Raw genomic sequence first — 16,009 nt, forward strand, 5'->3', positions numbered from 1 at the left:
ACGAGTTGTTATCTCCTCAAAATAAGAAACCGCATCAACATCTCCAAATAGCTCTCCATAAAATAAATCTTATGACAGTACTACATTTATTCAATGCAGTCCCAATATATGAATAAGATGGTTATTCTTATATTTCGGCAATAGTCCCTTTCAACCTATGATCACAGATTCCATTAAATCTCCCATAGCTTACTCTTTCCTATCGCGGCCTCTACCTTTGAGAGTAGATGAGGTAAGTCTATTTAATTTTCAAACATCTAATTGTTGCTATTAACAATACCAAAGGACCATTTTATTTGTCAAACAATTTTTTATATTGCTTTTTTACAGTTTAGTTTCGTATCGTTTGGTAAGCGCTTTACTGAAACCTTTGTCACTTCCCATTCGCCTTCTTCGTTATTAAATGTAATCGTTACCTTCTCAAATGGTGGCGCAATTTTCCCTGCAACACGTTCATACTTCGTTACTTCAATAACTGCTTGAAATAAATATGTACCGCTATACACTTTTTTTAAACTAATAATTTTCGGACATTGATAAGGCTTCAAGCTCCCATATTGTTTTTCAATTGCTTTATTTATTTTCGGAAATAGGACAGAATAAAGGGCATCTTCCATAAGAGGTGCATCATATTGAGCTACCGACACACTTGGTGAAGCAAAAAGTATAACACTACTGCATACTATAAAATATAATAATTTTCGCATTATAACCTCCGTATTGTTACACGATTCTTTCCGCGCACGATAATAATCATACATAGAAACTCCATTTTATTGTCTCCTACTGCCCTTTTTCTACTCAATTATTATAAAAAAGTCCACAACTCTCTTTTATTTTCGTATAATGATACTCATAGTATAATAAACATAATAATAAAGGACTGTTCGTATATATAAAATGAGGCGCTAATCAAATCGGCCCACAAGAACCGTCATGCTTTTTAGGAGAGGAGTATATTATGCTACAACGTCTGTTTCCAAAACTGCGATTCGCACTCGTTGCAGTCGTTTTATTATGGATAAAAACATATATTGTGTACAAGCTAGCGTTTGATATTAAAATTGATAATTTCTTTGAAGAATTTATGCTTTTTATTAATCCACTAGCTGCGTTACTTTTATTTTTCGGTTTTGCTTTATTTGCATCTAAACACCGAAATCGCATTATAGTTGGAATTAGTTTTATACTGTCATTCATTTTATTTGGAAATGCAATGTTTTATGGGTTTTATAACGATTTCGTTACGTTCCCAGTATTATTTCAAACAAATAATATGGCTGATTTAGGAACGAGTATAAAAGAACTCTTTACGTATAAAACATTACTGTTATTCGCAGATGCGATCATCTTAATGTTTCTTTCGCGTAAATTCCCATCATTTTGCGACAAGACGCCGCTTTCTCGCTCTGAGAAGAGAACTTTCTTTAGCGGTGTAACTGCTCTATTAGCACTACAAATTGTTGTTTCCGTTATTTATAAACCACAAATGTTCTCACGCTCGTTTGACCGTCAAACTGTCGTGAAAAATTTAGGTTTATACACATATCATCTATTTGATATTACACTTCAATCTAAATCTTCAGCTGAACGTGTATTTGCAAGTGGGGACGGGTTCTCTGAAATTAAAAACTATACAGATTCAAAAGATAAACAAGTTGACAAAAATTTATTTGGAGCTGCAAAAGGCAAAAATGTTATTTTAATTTCAATGGAATCTACACAAAGTTTTGTTATTAATAAAAAAATAAATGGAAAAGAAATTACTCCATTTTTAAATGAATTTATTAAAGATAGCTTTTATTTCGATAACTTCTATCATCAAACAGGGCAAGGTAAAACTTCTGATGCTGAATTTATCGTTGAAAATTCACTTTATCCGTTAGACCGCGGTTCTGTATTCTTTACTCATGCAACAAATGAATATACAGCTACACCAGAACAATTAAAGAAATACGGATATTCTTCTGCTGTCTTCCATTCAAACGATAAAACGTTTTGGAATCGTGATGTAATGTATCCTGCACTTGGATATGATCGTTACTTTAATTTAAATGATTACGTAGGCACAGAACAAATGTCTGTCGGTTGGGGGTTAAAAGATAAAGAGTTCTTTGAACAATCTATTCCAAAGCTAAAATCTTTACCACAGCCATTCTATACAAAATTCATTACTTTAACAAACCATTTTCCATTTCTTCTAAATCCAGAAGATCAATATGTTGATGAGTTTAATTCAGAAAGTGGTGTTGTAAACCGTTACTTCCCAACTGTTCGTTACACAGATGAAGCTCTTAAACAATTTATTAAACAATTAAAAGAAGAAGGACTGTATGATAATTCCGTTATTGTCATTTATGGAGATCATTACGGTATTTCTGAAAACCATAACGCAGCTATGGCTCAGTTCCTTGGGAAAGACGCTATTACACCGTTTGATTCTATGCAATTACAACGCGTCCCTCTCATCATTCACGTGCCTGGTCAAGAAGGAAAAGTCATTTCTAAAGTGTCTGGTCAAATTGATATTAAACCAACGCTACTTCATTTACTTGGTATTAAAACAAATCAATCAGTTGAATTTGGAACTGACCTATTTATTAAAGAAAAAGACCCTCTTATGGTAATGCGTGATGGTAGCTTCGTTTCGGAAGATTATGTGTATACAAAAAACATGTGCTATAAACGAAACACAGGTGAAGAAGCAGACATCTCATTATGTCAACCGAATATTGAAAAAGCAAAAACAGAATTGAAACTTTCCGACAAACTCATTTATGGAGATTTGTTACGTTTCGATCCTAACAATCGGTATAAAACTGGAACTATGACAACGAACTTTGAATAATACACGAAGCAACTTTATAAAAGTTGCTTCTTTTTTCACTTATTTTTCAAATCATTCTTCTATGAAATCTTTCACAAATTGGGAATTTCTTTCGTATGAGGAAGAAATTTATGGTATGATAAAATAAGTAAACTTTCATACACTAATTAAGAATTTATTACAGAAAGCAAGGGATCAGATTTTGTATAGAGCAGCTATTCCAAACTTATTTACGCTCGGAAATTTATATAGTGGATTCTTGTCAATCGGCTATGCATCTTTAGGATATTATAAATCAGCTGCTATTTTAGTACTTATCGGGATGATGTTAGATAGTCTTGATGGGCGTGTTGCTCGTTTATTACGCGTTGATTCACAAATGGGAAAAGAGCTTGACTCGCTTGCAGATGTCGTAACATTTGGTGCAGCACCTGCTGTTCTCATGTATTACACATCTTTCTCTAATTATGGAATCATCGGACTATACATAGCGGGGCTATTCCCTCTTTTCGGAGCATATCGTTTAGCACGATTTAATGTAACACCATCTTCTACTTCAATGAAATATTTCACTGGGGTACCGATTACAGCAGCGGGAGGGCTTGTTGCTTTCTTAACATTATTTTCACATACCATTCCAAAAATCGTTCTTATTACAGTATTTGTAACGTTCGCATTTTTAATGGTGAGCCGCATTCGTATCCCAAGTTTAAAAGATGTACCAATTCCACGATATAGCATCATTATTACACTATTTTTAGTGGGCATCATTATCACAATGTACCAAACAGGGTTCGGTAATTTTTCTGTTTTCTTATTCATTGCTATTCCACTATATATTTTGTACATGCTATCTCAATTCCTTAGACAAAGACCATCAAAAAGAGCAAATAAAGAAAAATAAAGAAACCTTCCGATTCCGGAAGGTTTCTTTTTATTTTGTAACGAATACTTTTTGATTGACAGGTGTTACAGGTTCTTCGCCATTTAATACAGCTAAAATATTTCTTACCGCCGTTTCGGCCATCGCATCACGCGTTTCGAATGTTGCATTTCCTACGTGAGGAGCAAGTACCACATTCTTTAATCCTTTTAGCTCTTCAGTAATTTTCGGCTCAAATTCAAACACGTCAAGAGCTGCCCCTTCAATTTCATTCGTTTTTAAAGCATGAGCAAGTGCCGCTTCATGCATAATTGGTCCACGTGAAGCATTTATAATATACGCTGTTTTCTTCATCATTTTGAACTGTTCCTCATCAATCATATGATGCAATTTCGGATTATACGCACAGTTAATTGTAATAAAGTCTGCTGTTTGTAATAATTCTTCCAATGTTACATATGTTGCTTCCAGTTCACTTTCAGCTTCAGGCTTTCGATTTGGTCCTGTATATAAAACATTCATTCCAAACGCTTTTGCACGCTTTGCAACTGCCTTTCCGATTTCTCCAAGGCCGATAATTCCAATTGTCTTACCATGTACTTCGCGGCCTAAGAAAAATAATGGAGCCCATCCGTTAAATCCAGTTGTACGGCATAGCGTATCACCTTCAGGAATTCTACGTGCAGCTGCTAAAAGAAGTGCAAATGTTAATTCCGCTGTCGCTTCCGTTGATACTTTCGGTGTATTCGTTACCGCAATCCCTTTTCCTCCGGCATATGAGTAATCAATATTATCGTAACCAGCACCGTAGTTTGCAACAATCTTTAAATTAGGTGCCGCATCAATCACTTCTTTTGTCACCTTTGTAGAAAGTAAGCTTAACAATGCATCTTTATCTTTTACACGTTCTGTTAATTCATCTAAAGAAATTAACTCCTCTTTATCATACATTTCTACATCATGATCTTTTAATAGTTCTAATCCGATTTCGGGAATTTTTCCTGCTACTAATATTTTTGCCACTATACTAACACCTCTTCTATACAAAATAGGATAGCTCTTATCTTTCATTGTAAGAAATCCACATATAAAAACCAAGGAATTTGATTATAGTTTTGAAAATCGACACTTTTCCATAAAAAAAGAGGAGATACAAGTCTCCCCTCTTTTTACGCTTTTTCTTGCGATTGTTTTCCAAGCTTCACATCAATTGTTCCTTCTGCAACTGTATCACTAATTTGTTCCTCAATCACTGATTGAGATGTAGCATTCGTATCAGAAGTATACGCTTGTTGCTGTGCATCTTGTACGTTTTGTTTATTTTGTTGTTTCACCATTTCTTTACCCTCCTTTTTATTCTTTCTTATTTTGAACAAAAAGATGGGTTTTCATGAAAAAATCGTGATCATTTTGAAATTGTTACTTCTTCTTCTAGTAATCTCATCGTTCGGACTCGTTTCGTAAATGTAGCTAAGTGAGCAATATCATGATTACGTAACGTCTTTATATTCTCTTCCACATATTTTCCTAAATCATTCGGATAATGAGCATCTGAAGAGAGTGTAATCGGAACTTCGTGTTTAGCTAATACTTGTAAATATAGCGGACTCGGACACATTTCGCGCACAGGATAGCGATAGTACAATCCCGCATTTATTTCCGTTGCTGTATTTGTTTCTACTAATGCACGCGCAATTTTCTTATAATAGGAAAGTTGTTCATTCTCATCTAACCGATAATTAAATACTTTTATGTTGTCAAGATGAGCAATAATATCAAATAACTCAGAACGAACTGCGCACTCAACCGTTTTGAAAAACGTATCATATAAAGCATATAAGTCATGTTCCTTAAAATATTCTTTCGTATCTGGATTATCAAATCCCCAGCCATTTAAAAAATGAACAGAACCAATTACATAATCAAAATCTCCTAATGCGAGTAAAGATTGTAATTGTTGTTCACCACCAATAAAATAATCCGCTTCAATTCCAAGTTTAAGCGTAACACCTCTTTTACTCCACCGTTCTTTCGCCTCTTCAATTGCCTTTGTAAAATCATGTAGTGAAGCTACCCTTACTTGTTCTAACCATTCCTTTTGTAAACGTCCAAGCCCCGAATCACTAATATCAACATATTTTTCATAGTATTCTTTCGCTTCATAAAAACGATATAAATGATCGACAATACCAACTTCTTTTATCCCTTTTCGCAAAGCTTCTTCTAAATATAAATCAATCCATTTCGTTGTAAATGGTCCTTCATTCACACGTCTTTGCAGGCGTTCTTGTGTTTTTACAAGCCATTCCATAGAATGTTTTTCTTCTTTTAGCGGTTCATAATGTTGTAATGATTCATTTATTTTAGCTAGCCATCCTATTGAATATGGCCCTTCTTCTAAATGAATGTGATAATCCACCTTCATACATATTCCCCCTATAATGTATCTATTTCTCTTCTGTCCCCTACTCTCGAAAGCTTCCCATTTCTTTCTGTCACTTCCTCCATAATATCTTCTAATGATATATTTTTTTCGGCTAATAATACGAAGCAGTGATACAATACATCAACCATTTCTTTCACTAGCTCTTCGTTATCATTATTTTTGGATGCAATAATTACTTCAAAACATTCCTCACCAATTTTCTTTAAAATTTTATCTTCTCCTTTTGAAAACAAGTAATTTGTATATGATTCAGGAAGTGGATTTCTCTTTCGTTCTTTAATTGTTTCAAATAGTAATGTGAAGGCGTTTTTCATATGTATCCCCCTATATAATTTTGTAATGAAAACATGTTTTTTCTCCCGTATGACATGCAGGTCCTACTTGCTTTACGACAACAACAATTGAATCTTGATCACAATCTAAATAAAGAGATTGCACATGTTGGACATTACCTGATGTTTCTCCTTTATTCCATAACGACCTTCTTGAACGAGAATAAAACCATGTTCTTTTCGTTTCTATTGTTTTTTCATATGCCTCTTCATTCATATAAGCTAGCATTAAAACTTCTTTTGTACCTTCTTCAATTACAACTGCTGGTAATAGTCCTTTTGAAAAGTTAGGTTTCATAGCCGCACCTCAACATTTGCATTTCTTAACTTTCTCTTTACGTCCCCTATTGTCGCCTCACCGTAATGAAAGATTGATGCCGCTAATGCTGCATCAACTGTTGTCTTTTGAAACACTTCTATAATGTGATTAGCATGACCACATCCACCTGACGCGATGACAGGTACGGAAACACTTTTTGAAATTTCTTCTGTTAAACGAAGGTCATATCCGTTTTTCGTTCCGTCTGCATCCATACTCGTTAATAAAATTTCGCCTGCGCCTAGCTCTGTAACGCGCTTTGCCCACCTGATTGCATCCATTCCCGTATCAACTCTTCCGCCGTTCACATATATATTCCACTTATCTTCTGCTACTTTTCTAGCATCAATTGCGACGACAATACATTGTGAACCAAAATGCTCTGCCCCTTCTTCGATTAATTTTGGATTTCGTACTGCTGCTGAGTTAATTGAAACTTTATCTGCTCCAGCTCTTAGTAAATTGTACATATCTTTCACACTTGAAATCCCTCCGCCAACTGTAAGAGGAATAAATACTTTTGAAGCCGTTTTTTCTACAACATCTATAATCGTTTTTCGTCCTTCATGCGTTGCCGTAATATCTAAAAATACTATTTCATCTGCTCCCGCATCATTATATAAAGCTGCTATTTCAACAGGATCCCCGACATCTTGTAACCCTATAAAATTTACCCCCTTTACGACTCGCCCTTCTTTCACATCTAGACATGGAATAATGCGTTTTGCTAACATAACTTTGTTACCTCTAGCACTTCTTCTAAATCAATCGTTTTCTCGTAAAGAGCCTTACCAATTATGACGCCGTATATGTTCATATCATTTAACTTTTTCACATCTTGAATAGATGCAACTCCTCCAGAAGCAATAAGTCGAGTAGAAACGCTTTTTTGTAGTAATTCCAATTGCTCTATATTCGGTCCTGTAAGCGTCCCGTCTTTCGAAATATCTGTAAACACAATCGTTTGAACACCTACATTCTCCATTTGTTTTGCTAAATCAATATAAGAAATTTCAGATACATCAAGCCAGCCTCTCGTTGCTACGAAACCATTTTTCGCATCAATTCCGACGATGATTTTTTCTTTATATAGAAAAACTGCTTCTTCTAAAAATGGCTTATCATAAAGAGCAGCTGTTCCTAAAATCACTTTATCTACCCCTACTGAAAATAACTTCTCTACGGCTACAAGTGATCGAATTCCTCCTCCAACTTGCACTGGAATACGTACTGCCTTGCAAATTCTTTCAATGACGGACAAGTTTAACGACTCACCAGCAACTGCACCATCTAGATCAACAATGTGCAACCGTTTCGCTCCAAATTTTTCAAATATAATTGCTTGCGCAACCGGATCTTCATTCATTACTGTTTCTTTACTAAATTCCCCTTGATACAGTCTAACGCATCGTCCCTTTTTTAAATCGATAGCTGGGAAGATTTCCATGATTCTACCACTCCTTTAAAATTTTTCAACATTTCCATCCCTATGTCACCACTTTTTTCAGGATGAAACTGTGCGCCATATATATTTCCTTTTGCTACAAAACCAGGTACTTTTACTCCATAATCACTTATTCCATACACAATTTCATTTGGACAATCTGCGTAATAAGAGTGGACATAATATACGAAAGAACCGTCCTCTACTCCATTCCAAAGCGCTATTTCTCCTTCTTTCTTTAACTCATTCCATCCCATATGAGGAATTTTATAAGGAACCTTTAACTTTCGAATAACGCCTGGCAATAAACTTAGCCCGTTACAGTCTTCTAGTTCCTCACTTTTTTCAAATAAAAGCTGCATTCCTAGGCAAATACCTAGAAGTGGTTTTCTGGAACGCCCAATTTCTTGTAACACACGCACTAAATCTTTTTCTTCCAATACATCCATCGCTTTTGGAAATGCACCTACTCCTGGTAAAATCACTCCATCACTTCTAAAAATCTCTTCTTTATCACTCGTTACAATGTACGCTGCTCCAATATGCTTTAATGCTTGTTCTACACTACGAATATTTCCCATTCCATAATCTATAATAGCAATCAATTACAACATCCCTTTCGTTGAATTTACACCAGTAATGTTGACATTTCTTTCGACTGCTTCTCTAAGCGCTCTACCAAACGCTTTAAATAAGGCTTCAATTTTGTGATGTGTATTACTTCCGTATAAAATGCGAGCATGTAATGTAATATTGGCAGCATGAGCAACTGCTCTAAAAAATTCTTCCGTTAGTTCTGTATCAAAATCCCCAAGCTTCGGATTCGTTAATTCTCCTTGAAATACAATATATGAGCGTCCACTTATATCAATTGCAACAAAGCCTAAAGACTCATCCATCGGTACATATGCTGAGCCGTACCTGTTAATCCCCTCTTTACTGTGCAGTGCTTCTTTCAAACAATTTCCGAGTACAATCCCAACATCCTCAACTGTATGATGCGCATCAACGAATACATCCCCTTCTGCCTCCACTTGCAAACCGAATCTTCCATGCCTTGCAAATAAAGTTAGCATATGATCAAAAAAACCAACTCCCGTTTGTACAGAAACGTTCTTCCCATCATCAAGCTGTAAACTTAATTTTATTTTTGTCTCTGTCGTCTCACGTATTTGACTAGACTCACGCATTATTCTTCCTCCTCAAATCTTATTTGAATTGCTCTCGCATGCGCATGTAACCCTTCTTTATTGGCAAGCTCTACAATATGATGTTGGACATCTCTTAATGCTTCCTCCGTATAAGACAGAAAGCTTGATTTTTTCACAAAATCATCGACTGATAACGGTGAGAAAAACCTTGCCGTTCCACTTGTCGGTAACACGTGATTCGGCCCTGCTAAATAATCCCCGAGCGGTTCTGGTGCATATGCTCCAAGAAAGATAGATCCTGCATGTTTCACATAAGCTAGAGCATTCATTGGTTCTTTTATATGTAACTCTAAATGTTCCGGGGCAATTTCATTCGATAACTTTAGCGCCTCATCTAAAGAAGGAACGATAAAAATGGCCCCATTTCTCTTTATTGATTCACGTGCAATTTCGCTTCTTGGTAATGTTTCTAACTGCCTTTCTATCTCTTTTTCTACTTTTTTTGCTAAATCTATATTTGTTGTAATACAAATTGCTGTCGCTCTCTCGTCATGTTCTGCTTGCGATAATAAATCAGCAGCAATATATTTTGCATTGCCGGTTTCATCTGCAATAACTACAATTTCTGACGGTCCAGCAATCATATCGATATTTACTATTCCATATACTTCTCGTTTCGCTAGAGCGACGTACAAATTTCCTGGTCCAACTATTTTATCCACTTTCGGAATCGATTCCGTCCCGTATGCTAAAGCAGCAATTGCTTGCGCACCACCTATCGTATAAATTTCATCTACTCCCGCAAGGCTTGCAGCAACTAAAATATGTGGATCAATTCCTCCTTCTCTTGGCGGTGTTACCATTACAATCTTTTTCACACCAGCGAGTTTTGCTGGCAATACATTCATTAATACTGACGAAGGATACGAAGCAGTTCCGCCTGGCACATATACTCCTACATTCTCTAACGGCCGAATGATTTGTCCTCTAATGATGCCTTTACTCGCGCAATCGAACATCGATTGTCTTTTTTGCTTTTCATGGTAAGAAATAATGTTTTTCTTCGCCTCTTGTAACGCTTCTAAAAATGAATTCTCTACAAACAAACTCGCTTGTTTTATTTCTTCTTCACTTACACGAAAATCTTTCATCTTTACACCATCAAACTTTTTTGTATAAAAAGATAAGGCATCATCCCTACTCTCCCTTACATTTTGAACGATTTCACTTACACTTCTTTGAACAGTTTCTTCTATTATATTGGCATTTTCTCGTAGTAATTTTATTTTCGATAACGCCTTTTGAAAATCTTCAAAAACGATCTCCATTACAAGTCCCCCTATTTTCCTGACAAAATTTCTTGCTCCATCATATTTATAATACTGAATATTTCGTCTTTTTTAGTTTTTAATGCAGCCTTATTTACAATCATTCGAGCAGATATAGAATACATTTCCTCAAATACAATGAGTCCATTTTCTTGTAATGTTTTTCCTGTTTCAACAATATCAACAATCGCATCTACCAACCCAAGAATAGGAGCAATTTCTACAGAACCTTCTATTTTTATGATTTCTACATCCTCTCCTTTATCATGAAAATAGTTAGAAGTAATATGTGGATATTTCGTCGCAATACGTTTCTTCCGGTAGCTCTTCGGATTATAAGTAGGAATAGAAGCAACACAAAACTTACACACACCTACTCCTAAATCCAACATTTCATAAATATCTTTTTCGTTTTCCATTAAAATGTCTTTTCCAACGACCCCGATATCCGCTACTCCATGTTCTACATAAGTAGCAACATCTACTGCTTTCACTAAAATAAATGAGATATCTGTATTTTTACTTTGAAAGACAAGCTTTCGTCCTTTATTTTTAAGCTCTGAACAATCGATTCCAATCTGCTCAAAGAGTGGAATCACATGTTTTTCTAATCTTCCTTTCGTTAACGCAATTTGAATGTTACGCATGAAGTTTCTCCTTCTTTCTGGACTACCCATTTCTCGTTCCATACATATTCCACTAACGATTCGTTCTTTGCCTCAACGACCGTTACTATTTGATGCTTTCTTGCAAATTGAAAGGTGTCATTTAAATTAGAAAATAAAGATATCTCTACTTTTTTCCCGTCCTTTTGAAGTAAATTTCGTAACCGTTCCGCTTCTGCTAATCTATTTAACTCGTAATGAATCATAATATCTATTCTCTTTCGTTCATATGGTTCTTGCTGCTCCTGCAGCGCCTTCACAATTTGATTAACTTGCACCGCGAGTCCAACAGCCGGCAACATTTCTCCAAAATTTCCAATTAACTCATCATATCTTCCGCCACTAACAATTTCTTCTCCAATTTCATATATATACCCTTTGAAAATAACACCTGTATAATAGTCCAAATGTTGAATCATACCTAAATCAATTGATATGTACGATCCATAGCCTAGCTTGTCAATTGCTTCATATATTTCTTTCACTCTTGCGATGGCCATTTTCATTTCATTACTTGATGCGAGTTTTTCTGCTTCCTCAATCACTTCTAAATTCCCAAATAACCTTGGTAATTTCTCCAGTAACCTTACTGTTTCATCACATCGCTCTAATTTCTTTTCTCTAATAAAATTTGATAGAGCGGCATAATTTTTACTTTCAATATATGTTCTAAGAACTTTCTCTTCTTCCTCATGAATGGAGAGCTTTTTGACAATACATTTATATAACTGCACTTGCCCAATCTCTATTGTAAAAGATTGCACTTTCAACTTTTGAAGTGATTGAATGACACTTATAACACATTCAATTTCAGCTCTTACATTATCAATACCAATAATTTCAATACCACTTTGCACGATCTCATTATATTTTCCAGTAAGGGACTCATTCGCTCGAAATACATTTCCGCTATACGTCACTTTAAGTGGTGTATCACACCTCTGCGTTCCGATCACTCTCGCTAAAGGAATTGTCATATCTGGACGCAATACGATAATCCTTCCCTTTTCATCGAAAAATTTATACATCTTTTCTTCATCTATCGGCCTGCTTTGAAAGGCGAACACATCATAAAATTCAATTGTTGGTGTCCTTATTTCTTCATAACCTCTCTCTAAAAAAGTACGCCTTAATTTTTGCTCCACTTCTTCAATTAACATACATTCTTCGAATAAATAATCTCTCGTTCCATTTGGATTTGCCCGTTTCCATTTTGTCATCGAAATTCTCACACCTTTCCCTTTCTAATGTATGCTTATTTCATGCACCTAAACCGAAAATAAAAAGAGCCTTGTAGATAAAATATACCTACAAGGCTCTTTAGTAGCGTGTAGGTACAACGGGAATAACCCTTGCACCTACACGTTTTCACGCTAGGTTCAAGGGCTTTATGTATGATGATGTAGTTGTGTAAGCATTTTAATAGATTGCATTGTTTTCATAATACTTACTCCCTTTCTCCTCTAATTTTTACATAGTATATAATACTTAATTCTGAATGTAAATACATTTTAAATATTCCGTTATCTTTTAATGTACAGCTACCCTTCTTTCATACTCTTTTATTTCTTGTTCATATTGCATTGTAATACTAATTTCATCTAAACCATTTAATAATTTCTCTTTCCACATTTTCTCGATTTTAAAATGAAACCTGTGCGTACTTGTTGTAATTACTTCATTCTCTAAATCTACTTCTATTTGTTCTCTTGCATCCGTTTTGGCAAGCTTTTCTCGCATTTCTTTATCCATTACAATTGGTAACATACCATTCTTCATACAATTCATATAAAAAATATCTGCAAACCCTCCCGCGATAATTACGCGGAAACCATAATCAGCAAGTGCCCAAGGTGCGTGTTCTCTTGAAGAACCACATCCAAAATTATCACCTGTAATTAATATACTTGCTCCTTTTCTATCTGATGCATTAAGTGGGAAATTAGGGTTTTCGTGTCGTTCATTATCATACCGCCACTCATCAAATAAATATTTTCCAAATCCCGTCCTTTCAATTCTCTTTAAATATTGCTTCGGAATAATTTGATCTGTATCAATGTTATCATTCATAAGTACTGCGGCAGTACCTTTATGAATACGAAATGGCTCCATCATAACTCTCCTTTCTAATATCAACAAAATGACCATATAACGCAGCTGCTGCCGCCATTGCTGGGCTAACTAAATGTGTTCTTGCTCCTTTTCCTTGTCTTCCTTCAAAATTACGATTTGAAGTGGAAGCGCAATGCTCTCCCTCAGGTACTTGATCTGGATTCATTCCAAGACACATGGAACATCCAGGTTCTCTCCATTCAAATCCCGCTTCTTCAAATATGTGATGTAGTCCTTTTTGCATCGCCGCGTCCCTTACTCTTTTCGATCCAGGCACAACGAGTGCTCGCACACCTTCTTTTACCTTTCTCCCTTTCACAACAGCTGCAGCAATTTCTAAATCAGAGAGCCTGGAATTTGTACAAGATCCAATGAAGACATGCTGAACTGGAATATCATACGTACTTTGTCCAGGGCTTAATCCCATATAAGAAAATGCTCTTTCGTCATTTACATCATGTTTTTCTGGCAATTTCTCATCAATACGAACTCCCATACTCGGATTTGTTCCCCACGTAACGTATGGCGCTAAATCTGTAACATCTATCGAAATATGTAAATCATACATTGCATCTACATCTGTATAAAGTTCAGACCATTTCTTCTCGAAAGTTTCATAGTCTTTCGGTGCATATTTACGTCCTTTTACATAAGCAATTGTTTTTTCATCTGGCGCGATAATACCCGCTTTTGCTCCTCCTTCAATCGCCATATTACAAAGCGTCATTCTCTCTTCCATCTCCATAGCCTGAATCGTCTCTCCGTAAAATTCCATTACGTATCCCGTTCCAACTGCTACACCATACTTTGAAAAGAGATGCAAAATAATATCTTTTGCGTAAACACCTTTCTGTAATTTCCCTTTTAACTCAATGCCCATCGCTTTCGGTTTTCTTTGCCACAGCGTTTGCGTTGCCAATACATGTTCCACTTCACTCGTACCAATACCAAATGCTAGCGCACCAAATGCACCGTGCGTTGCCGTATGGCTATCACCACAAACAATTGTTTTTCCTGGCTGCGTGAGCCCAAGTTCTGGTCCGATAACATGAACGATCCCCTGCTCTTTATCTCCAATATCCGCTAACGGCACCTGAAATTGTTTACAATTTTCCCGTAGTGTATCTAGTTGCTGCTTCGCAATGCGATCGGTAATATTCCAAACATCTTTCGTTGGAATATTATGATCCATCGTTGCGAATGTTAAATCTGGTCTGCGTACCGTTCGATTTGTAAGCCGCAAGCCTTCAAAGGCTTGCGGTGACGTTACTTCATGAACAAGGTGCAGATCGATATATAATAAATCCAATCCGTTTTCATTTGTCGCAACTACGTGTTTTTCCCAAAGCTTATCTAGCAACCTTTTCCCCATTATCTCCCTCTCCCTACCAATGCTTGTTCTTCCATTTCTTGCATAACTGCCTTCGTAAATGAAGTTGTCGTTTCAGTCCCGCCGATATCGGCTGTACATTTTCCTGATTTAAGGACTGTGAAAATTGCTTCTTCAATTGCATACCCTTCTCTCGTTAATCCGAACGATTGCCCAAGCATCATGGCAACAGAGCGCATCATGGCAATTGGATTCGCTTTATTTTTCCCGGCAATATCCGGCGCTGATCCGTGAATAGGCTCGTATAGCGAAGGGCCCTTTTCCGCGTGACTTGCTGATGGAAGCATTCCTAATGATCCAGCTAATACGGAAGCTTCGTCACTTAAAATATCCCCAAATAAATTTTCTGTTACAATTACATCAAACCGTCCTGGATTCCGAATTAACTCCATAGCAGCTGCATCTACTAAAATATGTTCTAATTCAACATCTGGATAACGAAGTGCTACTTCTTCTGTTACAGTTCTCCATAGTTTACTAGATTCTAAAACATTCGCCTTATCAATAGATGTTACTTTTTTCTTCCGTTTATTCGCTAATTGAAAGGCATAAGAAACGATACGTTCAATTTCATGGCGATGATACGTAAGTGTATCCGTTGCTACTTCGTCGGTTCGTTCTTTCGGATAAGAAAAATAAATCCCACCTGTTAATTCACGAACAACAACGAAATCAATTTCATCAGCCTTTTTTAATGGAGATAAATGTGCCGTTGCACTTTCTACCGTTACAGGGCGAACGTTCGCAAATACACCGAGTCCTTTTCTTAAAGCTAATAATCCTTTCTCTGGTCTTTCTTTCGCACTATCCCACCTTGGTCCACCAACTGCTCCTAGTAAAACCGCATCACTTGCTAAACAAGCGGCAAGTGTTCGTTGTGGTAATGGCTGCCCATTTGAATCAATAGCACTCCCGCCGAAGTACTCATCTTGCAAATGGAAATGATGACCATATAGCCTTTCCACCATACGCAATACTTCCTTCGCACTTTCCATAACTTCCGGTCCAACACCATCACCAGCTAAACAAACGATACGTTTTTCCAATTTCAACACTCCTTTTAATTGAATTTTCAGAACTTTAATTTAATAGGTGAGAATAGCTCCTCTCAC

18 protein-coding genes and 1 riboswitch are annotated in these 16,009 nt (G+C 36.2%); of the genes, 2 read left to right on the forward strand and 16 right to left on the reverse strand.

What is annotated here, in order from left to right:
* Window positions 1-40 precede the first annotated feature (40 nt).
* Window positions 41-222: riboswitch (Lysine riboswitch) on the reverse strand.
* A gap of 89 nt (window positions 223-311) precedes the next feature.
* Window positions 312-761, reverse strand: a complete 450-nt coding sequence (locus ACTFRS_RS17145) for a DUF3888 domain-containing protein (RefSeq protein ID WP_061183989.1) — start codon at window positions 759-761, stop codon at window positions 312-314.
* Window positions 762-961: 200 nt separating this feature from the next.
* Here ACTFRS_RS17145 and ACTFRS_RS17150 point away from each other — a divergent pair, with 200 nt between their 5' ends.
* Window positions 962-2,848 (forward strand): LTA synthase family protein, encoded by a 1,887-nt coding sequence (locus ACTFRS_RS17150; RefSeq protein WP_139869711.1) that lies wholly within the window; start codon window positions 962-964, stop codon window positions 2,846-2,848.
* Window positions 2,849-3,029: 181 nt separating this feature from the next.
* On the forward strand, window positions 3,030-3,731 hold the full coding sequence (gene pssA / locus ACTFRS_RS17155; protein ID WP_000285422.1) for a CDP-diacylglycerol--serine O-phosphatidyltransferase: 702 nt from the start codon (window positions 3,030-3,032) through the stop codon (window positions 3,729-3,731).
* Between the two features lie 30 nt (window positions 3,732-3,761).
* Here pssA and ACTFRS_RS17160 read toward each other — a convergent pair whose 3' ends face one another.
* From ACTFRS_RS17160 to leuB, 15 genes are all read right to left on the reverse strand, one after another.
* The gene (locus tag ACTFRS_RS17160) at window positions 3,762-4,733 is read right to left on the reverse strand and encodes a 2-hydroxyacid dehydrogenase family protein (RefSeq protein ID WP_440023588.1); all 972 of its coding nucleotides are present in this window, start codon (window positions 4,731-4,733) and stop codon (window positions 3,762-3,764) included.
* A gap of 146 nt (window positions 4,734-4,879) precedes the next feature.
* On the reverse strand, window positions 4,880-5,047 hold the full coding sequence (locus ACTFRS_RS17165) for a DUF4025 domain-containing protein (protein ID WP_000240694.1): 168 nt from the start codon (window positions 5,045-5,047) through the stop codon (window positions 4,880-4,882).
* A 68-nt stretch (window positions 5,048-5,115) separates the two neighbouring features.
* Window positions 5,116-6,135: a histidinol phosphate phosphatase domain-containing protein gene (locus tag ACTFRS_RS17170; RefSeq protein ID WP_139869713.1), complete on the reverse strand. Its 1,020-nt coding sequence runs from the start codon at window positions 6,133-6,135 to the stop codon at window positions 5,116-5,118.
* Window positions 6,136-6,146: 11 nt separating this feature from the next.
* Entirely contained in the window at window positions 6,147-6,470 is a 324-nt protein-coding gene (gene hisE, locus ACTFRS_RS17175) for a phosphoribosyl-ATP diphosphatase (RefSeq protein WP_139869714.1), read from the reverse strand.
* 10 nt (window positions 6,471-6,480) lie between these two features.
* Window positions 6,481-6,786: a phosphoribosyl-AMP cyclohydrolase gene (hisI, locus tag ACTFRS_RS17180; RefSeq protein WP_098921949.1), complete on the reverse strand. Its 306-nt coding sequence runs from the start codon at window positions 6,784-6,786 to the stop codon at window positions 6,481-6,483.
* The gene (gene hisF / locus ACTFRS_RS17185; RefSeq protein WP_139869715.1) at window positions 6,783-7,541 is read right to left on the reverse strand and encodes an imidazoleglycerol phosphate synthase cyclase subunit; all 759 of its coding nucleotides are present in this window, start codon (window positions 7,539-7,541) and stop codon (window positions 6,783-6,785) included. Before hisF ends, hisI begins: the two co-directional genes overlap by 4 nt.
* A complete protein-coding gene (gene hisA, locus ACTFRS_RS17190; protein WP_440023585.1) occupies window positions 7,535-8,254 on the reverse strand; it encodes a 1-(5-phosphoribosyl)-5-[(5-phosphoribosylamino)methylideneamino]imidazole-4-carboxamide isomerase in 720 nt (239 codons plus the stop codon). The genes hisF and hisA overlap by 7 nt, the downstream gene beginning before the upstream one ends.
* The gene (gene hisH, locus ACTFRS_RS17195; protein ID WP_139869717.1) at window positions 8,227-8,856 is read right to left on the reverse strand and encodes an imidazole glycerol phosphate synthase subunit HisH; all 630 of its coding nucleotides are present in this window, start codon (window positions 8,854-8,856) and stop codon (window positions 8,227-8,229) included. Before hisH ends, hisA begins: the two co-directional genes overlap by 28 nt.
* Entirely contained in the window at window positions 8,857-9,441 is a 585-nt protein-coding gene (gene hisB / locus ACTFRS_RS17200; protein ID WP_139869718.1) for an imidazoleglycerol-phosphate dehydratase HisB, read from the reverse strand.
* Window positions 9,441-10,730, reverse strand: a complete 1,290-nt coding sequence (gene hisD / locus ACTFRS_RS17205) for a histidinol dehydrogenase (protein WP_139869719.1) — start codon at window positions 10,728-10,730, stop codon at window positions 9,441-9,443. The genes hisB and hisD overlap by 1 nt, the downstream gene beginning before the upstream one ends.
* Window positions 10,731-10,741: 11 nt before the next feature.
* A complete protein-coding gene (gene hisG / locus ACTFRS_RS17210) occupies window positions 10,742-11,377 on the reverse strand; it encodes an ATP phosphoribosyltransferase (protein WP_001244478.1) in 636 nt (211 codons plus the stop codon).
* On the reverse strand, window positions 11,353-12,615 hold the full coding sequence (gene hisZ, locus ACTFRS_RS17215; protein ID WP_139869720.1) for an ATP phosphoribosyltransferase regulatory subunit: 1,263 nt from the start codon (window positions 12,613-12,615) through the stop codon (window positions 11,353-11,355). Before hisZ ends, hisG begins: the two co-directional genes overlap by 25 nt.
* 310 nt (window positions 12,616-12,925) lie before the next feature.
* Window positions 12,926-13,507 carry a 3-isopropylmalate dehydratase small subunit gene (gene leuD, locus ACTFRS_RS17220; RefSeq protein ID WP_139869721.1) on the reverse strand — a complete coding sequence of 194 codons (582 nt, stop codon included), beginning with the start codon at window positions 13,505-13,507 and terminating at the stop codon, window positions 12,926-12,928.
* On the reverse strand, window positions 13,485-14,879 hold the full coding sequence (leuC, locus tag ACTFRS_RS17225) for a 3-isopropylmalate dehydratase large subunit (protein ID WP_440023581.1): 1,395 nt from the start codon (window positions 14,877-14,879) through the stop codon (window positions 13,485-13,487). The genes leuD and leuC overlap by 23 nt, the downstream gene beginning before the upstream one ends.
* Complete coding sequence (leuB, locus tag ACTFRS_RS17230; RefSeq protein WP_440023579.1) at window positions 14,879-15,943, reverse strand: 3-isopropylmalate dehydrogenase; 1,065 nt, start codon at window positions 15,941-15,943, stop codon at window positions 14,879-14,881. The genes leuC and leuB overlap by 1 nt, the downstream gene beginning before the upstream one ends.
* Window positions 15,944-16,009: the final 66 nt, after the last annotated feature.

Origin of the sequence: Bacillus cereus group sp. MYBK139-1, assembly GCF_051916915.1 — a bacterium.
Classification (GTDB): Bacteria; Bacillota; Bacilli; order Bacillales; family Bacillaceae_G; genus Bacillus_A; species Bacillus_A pacificus.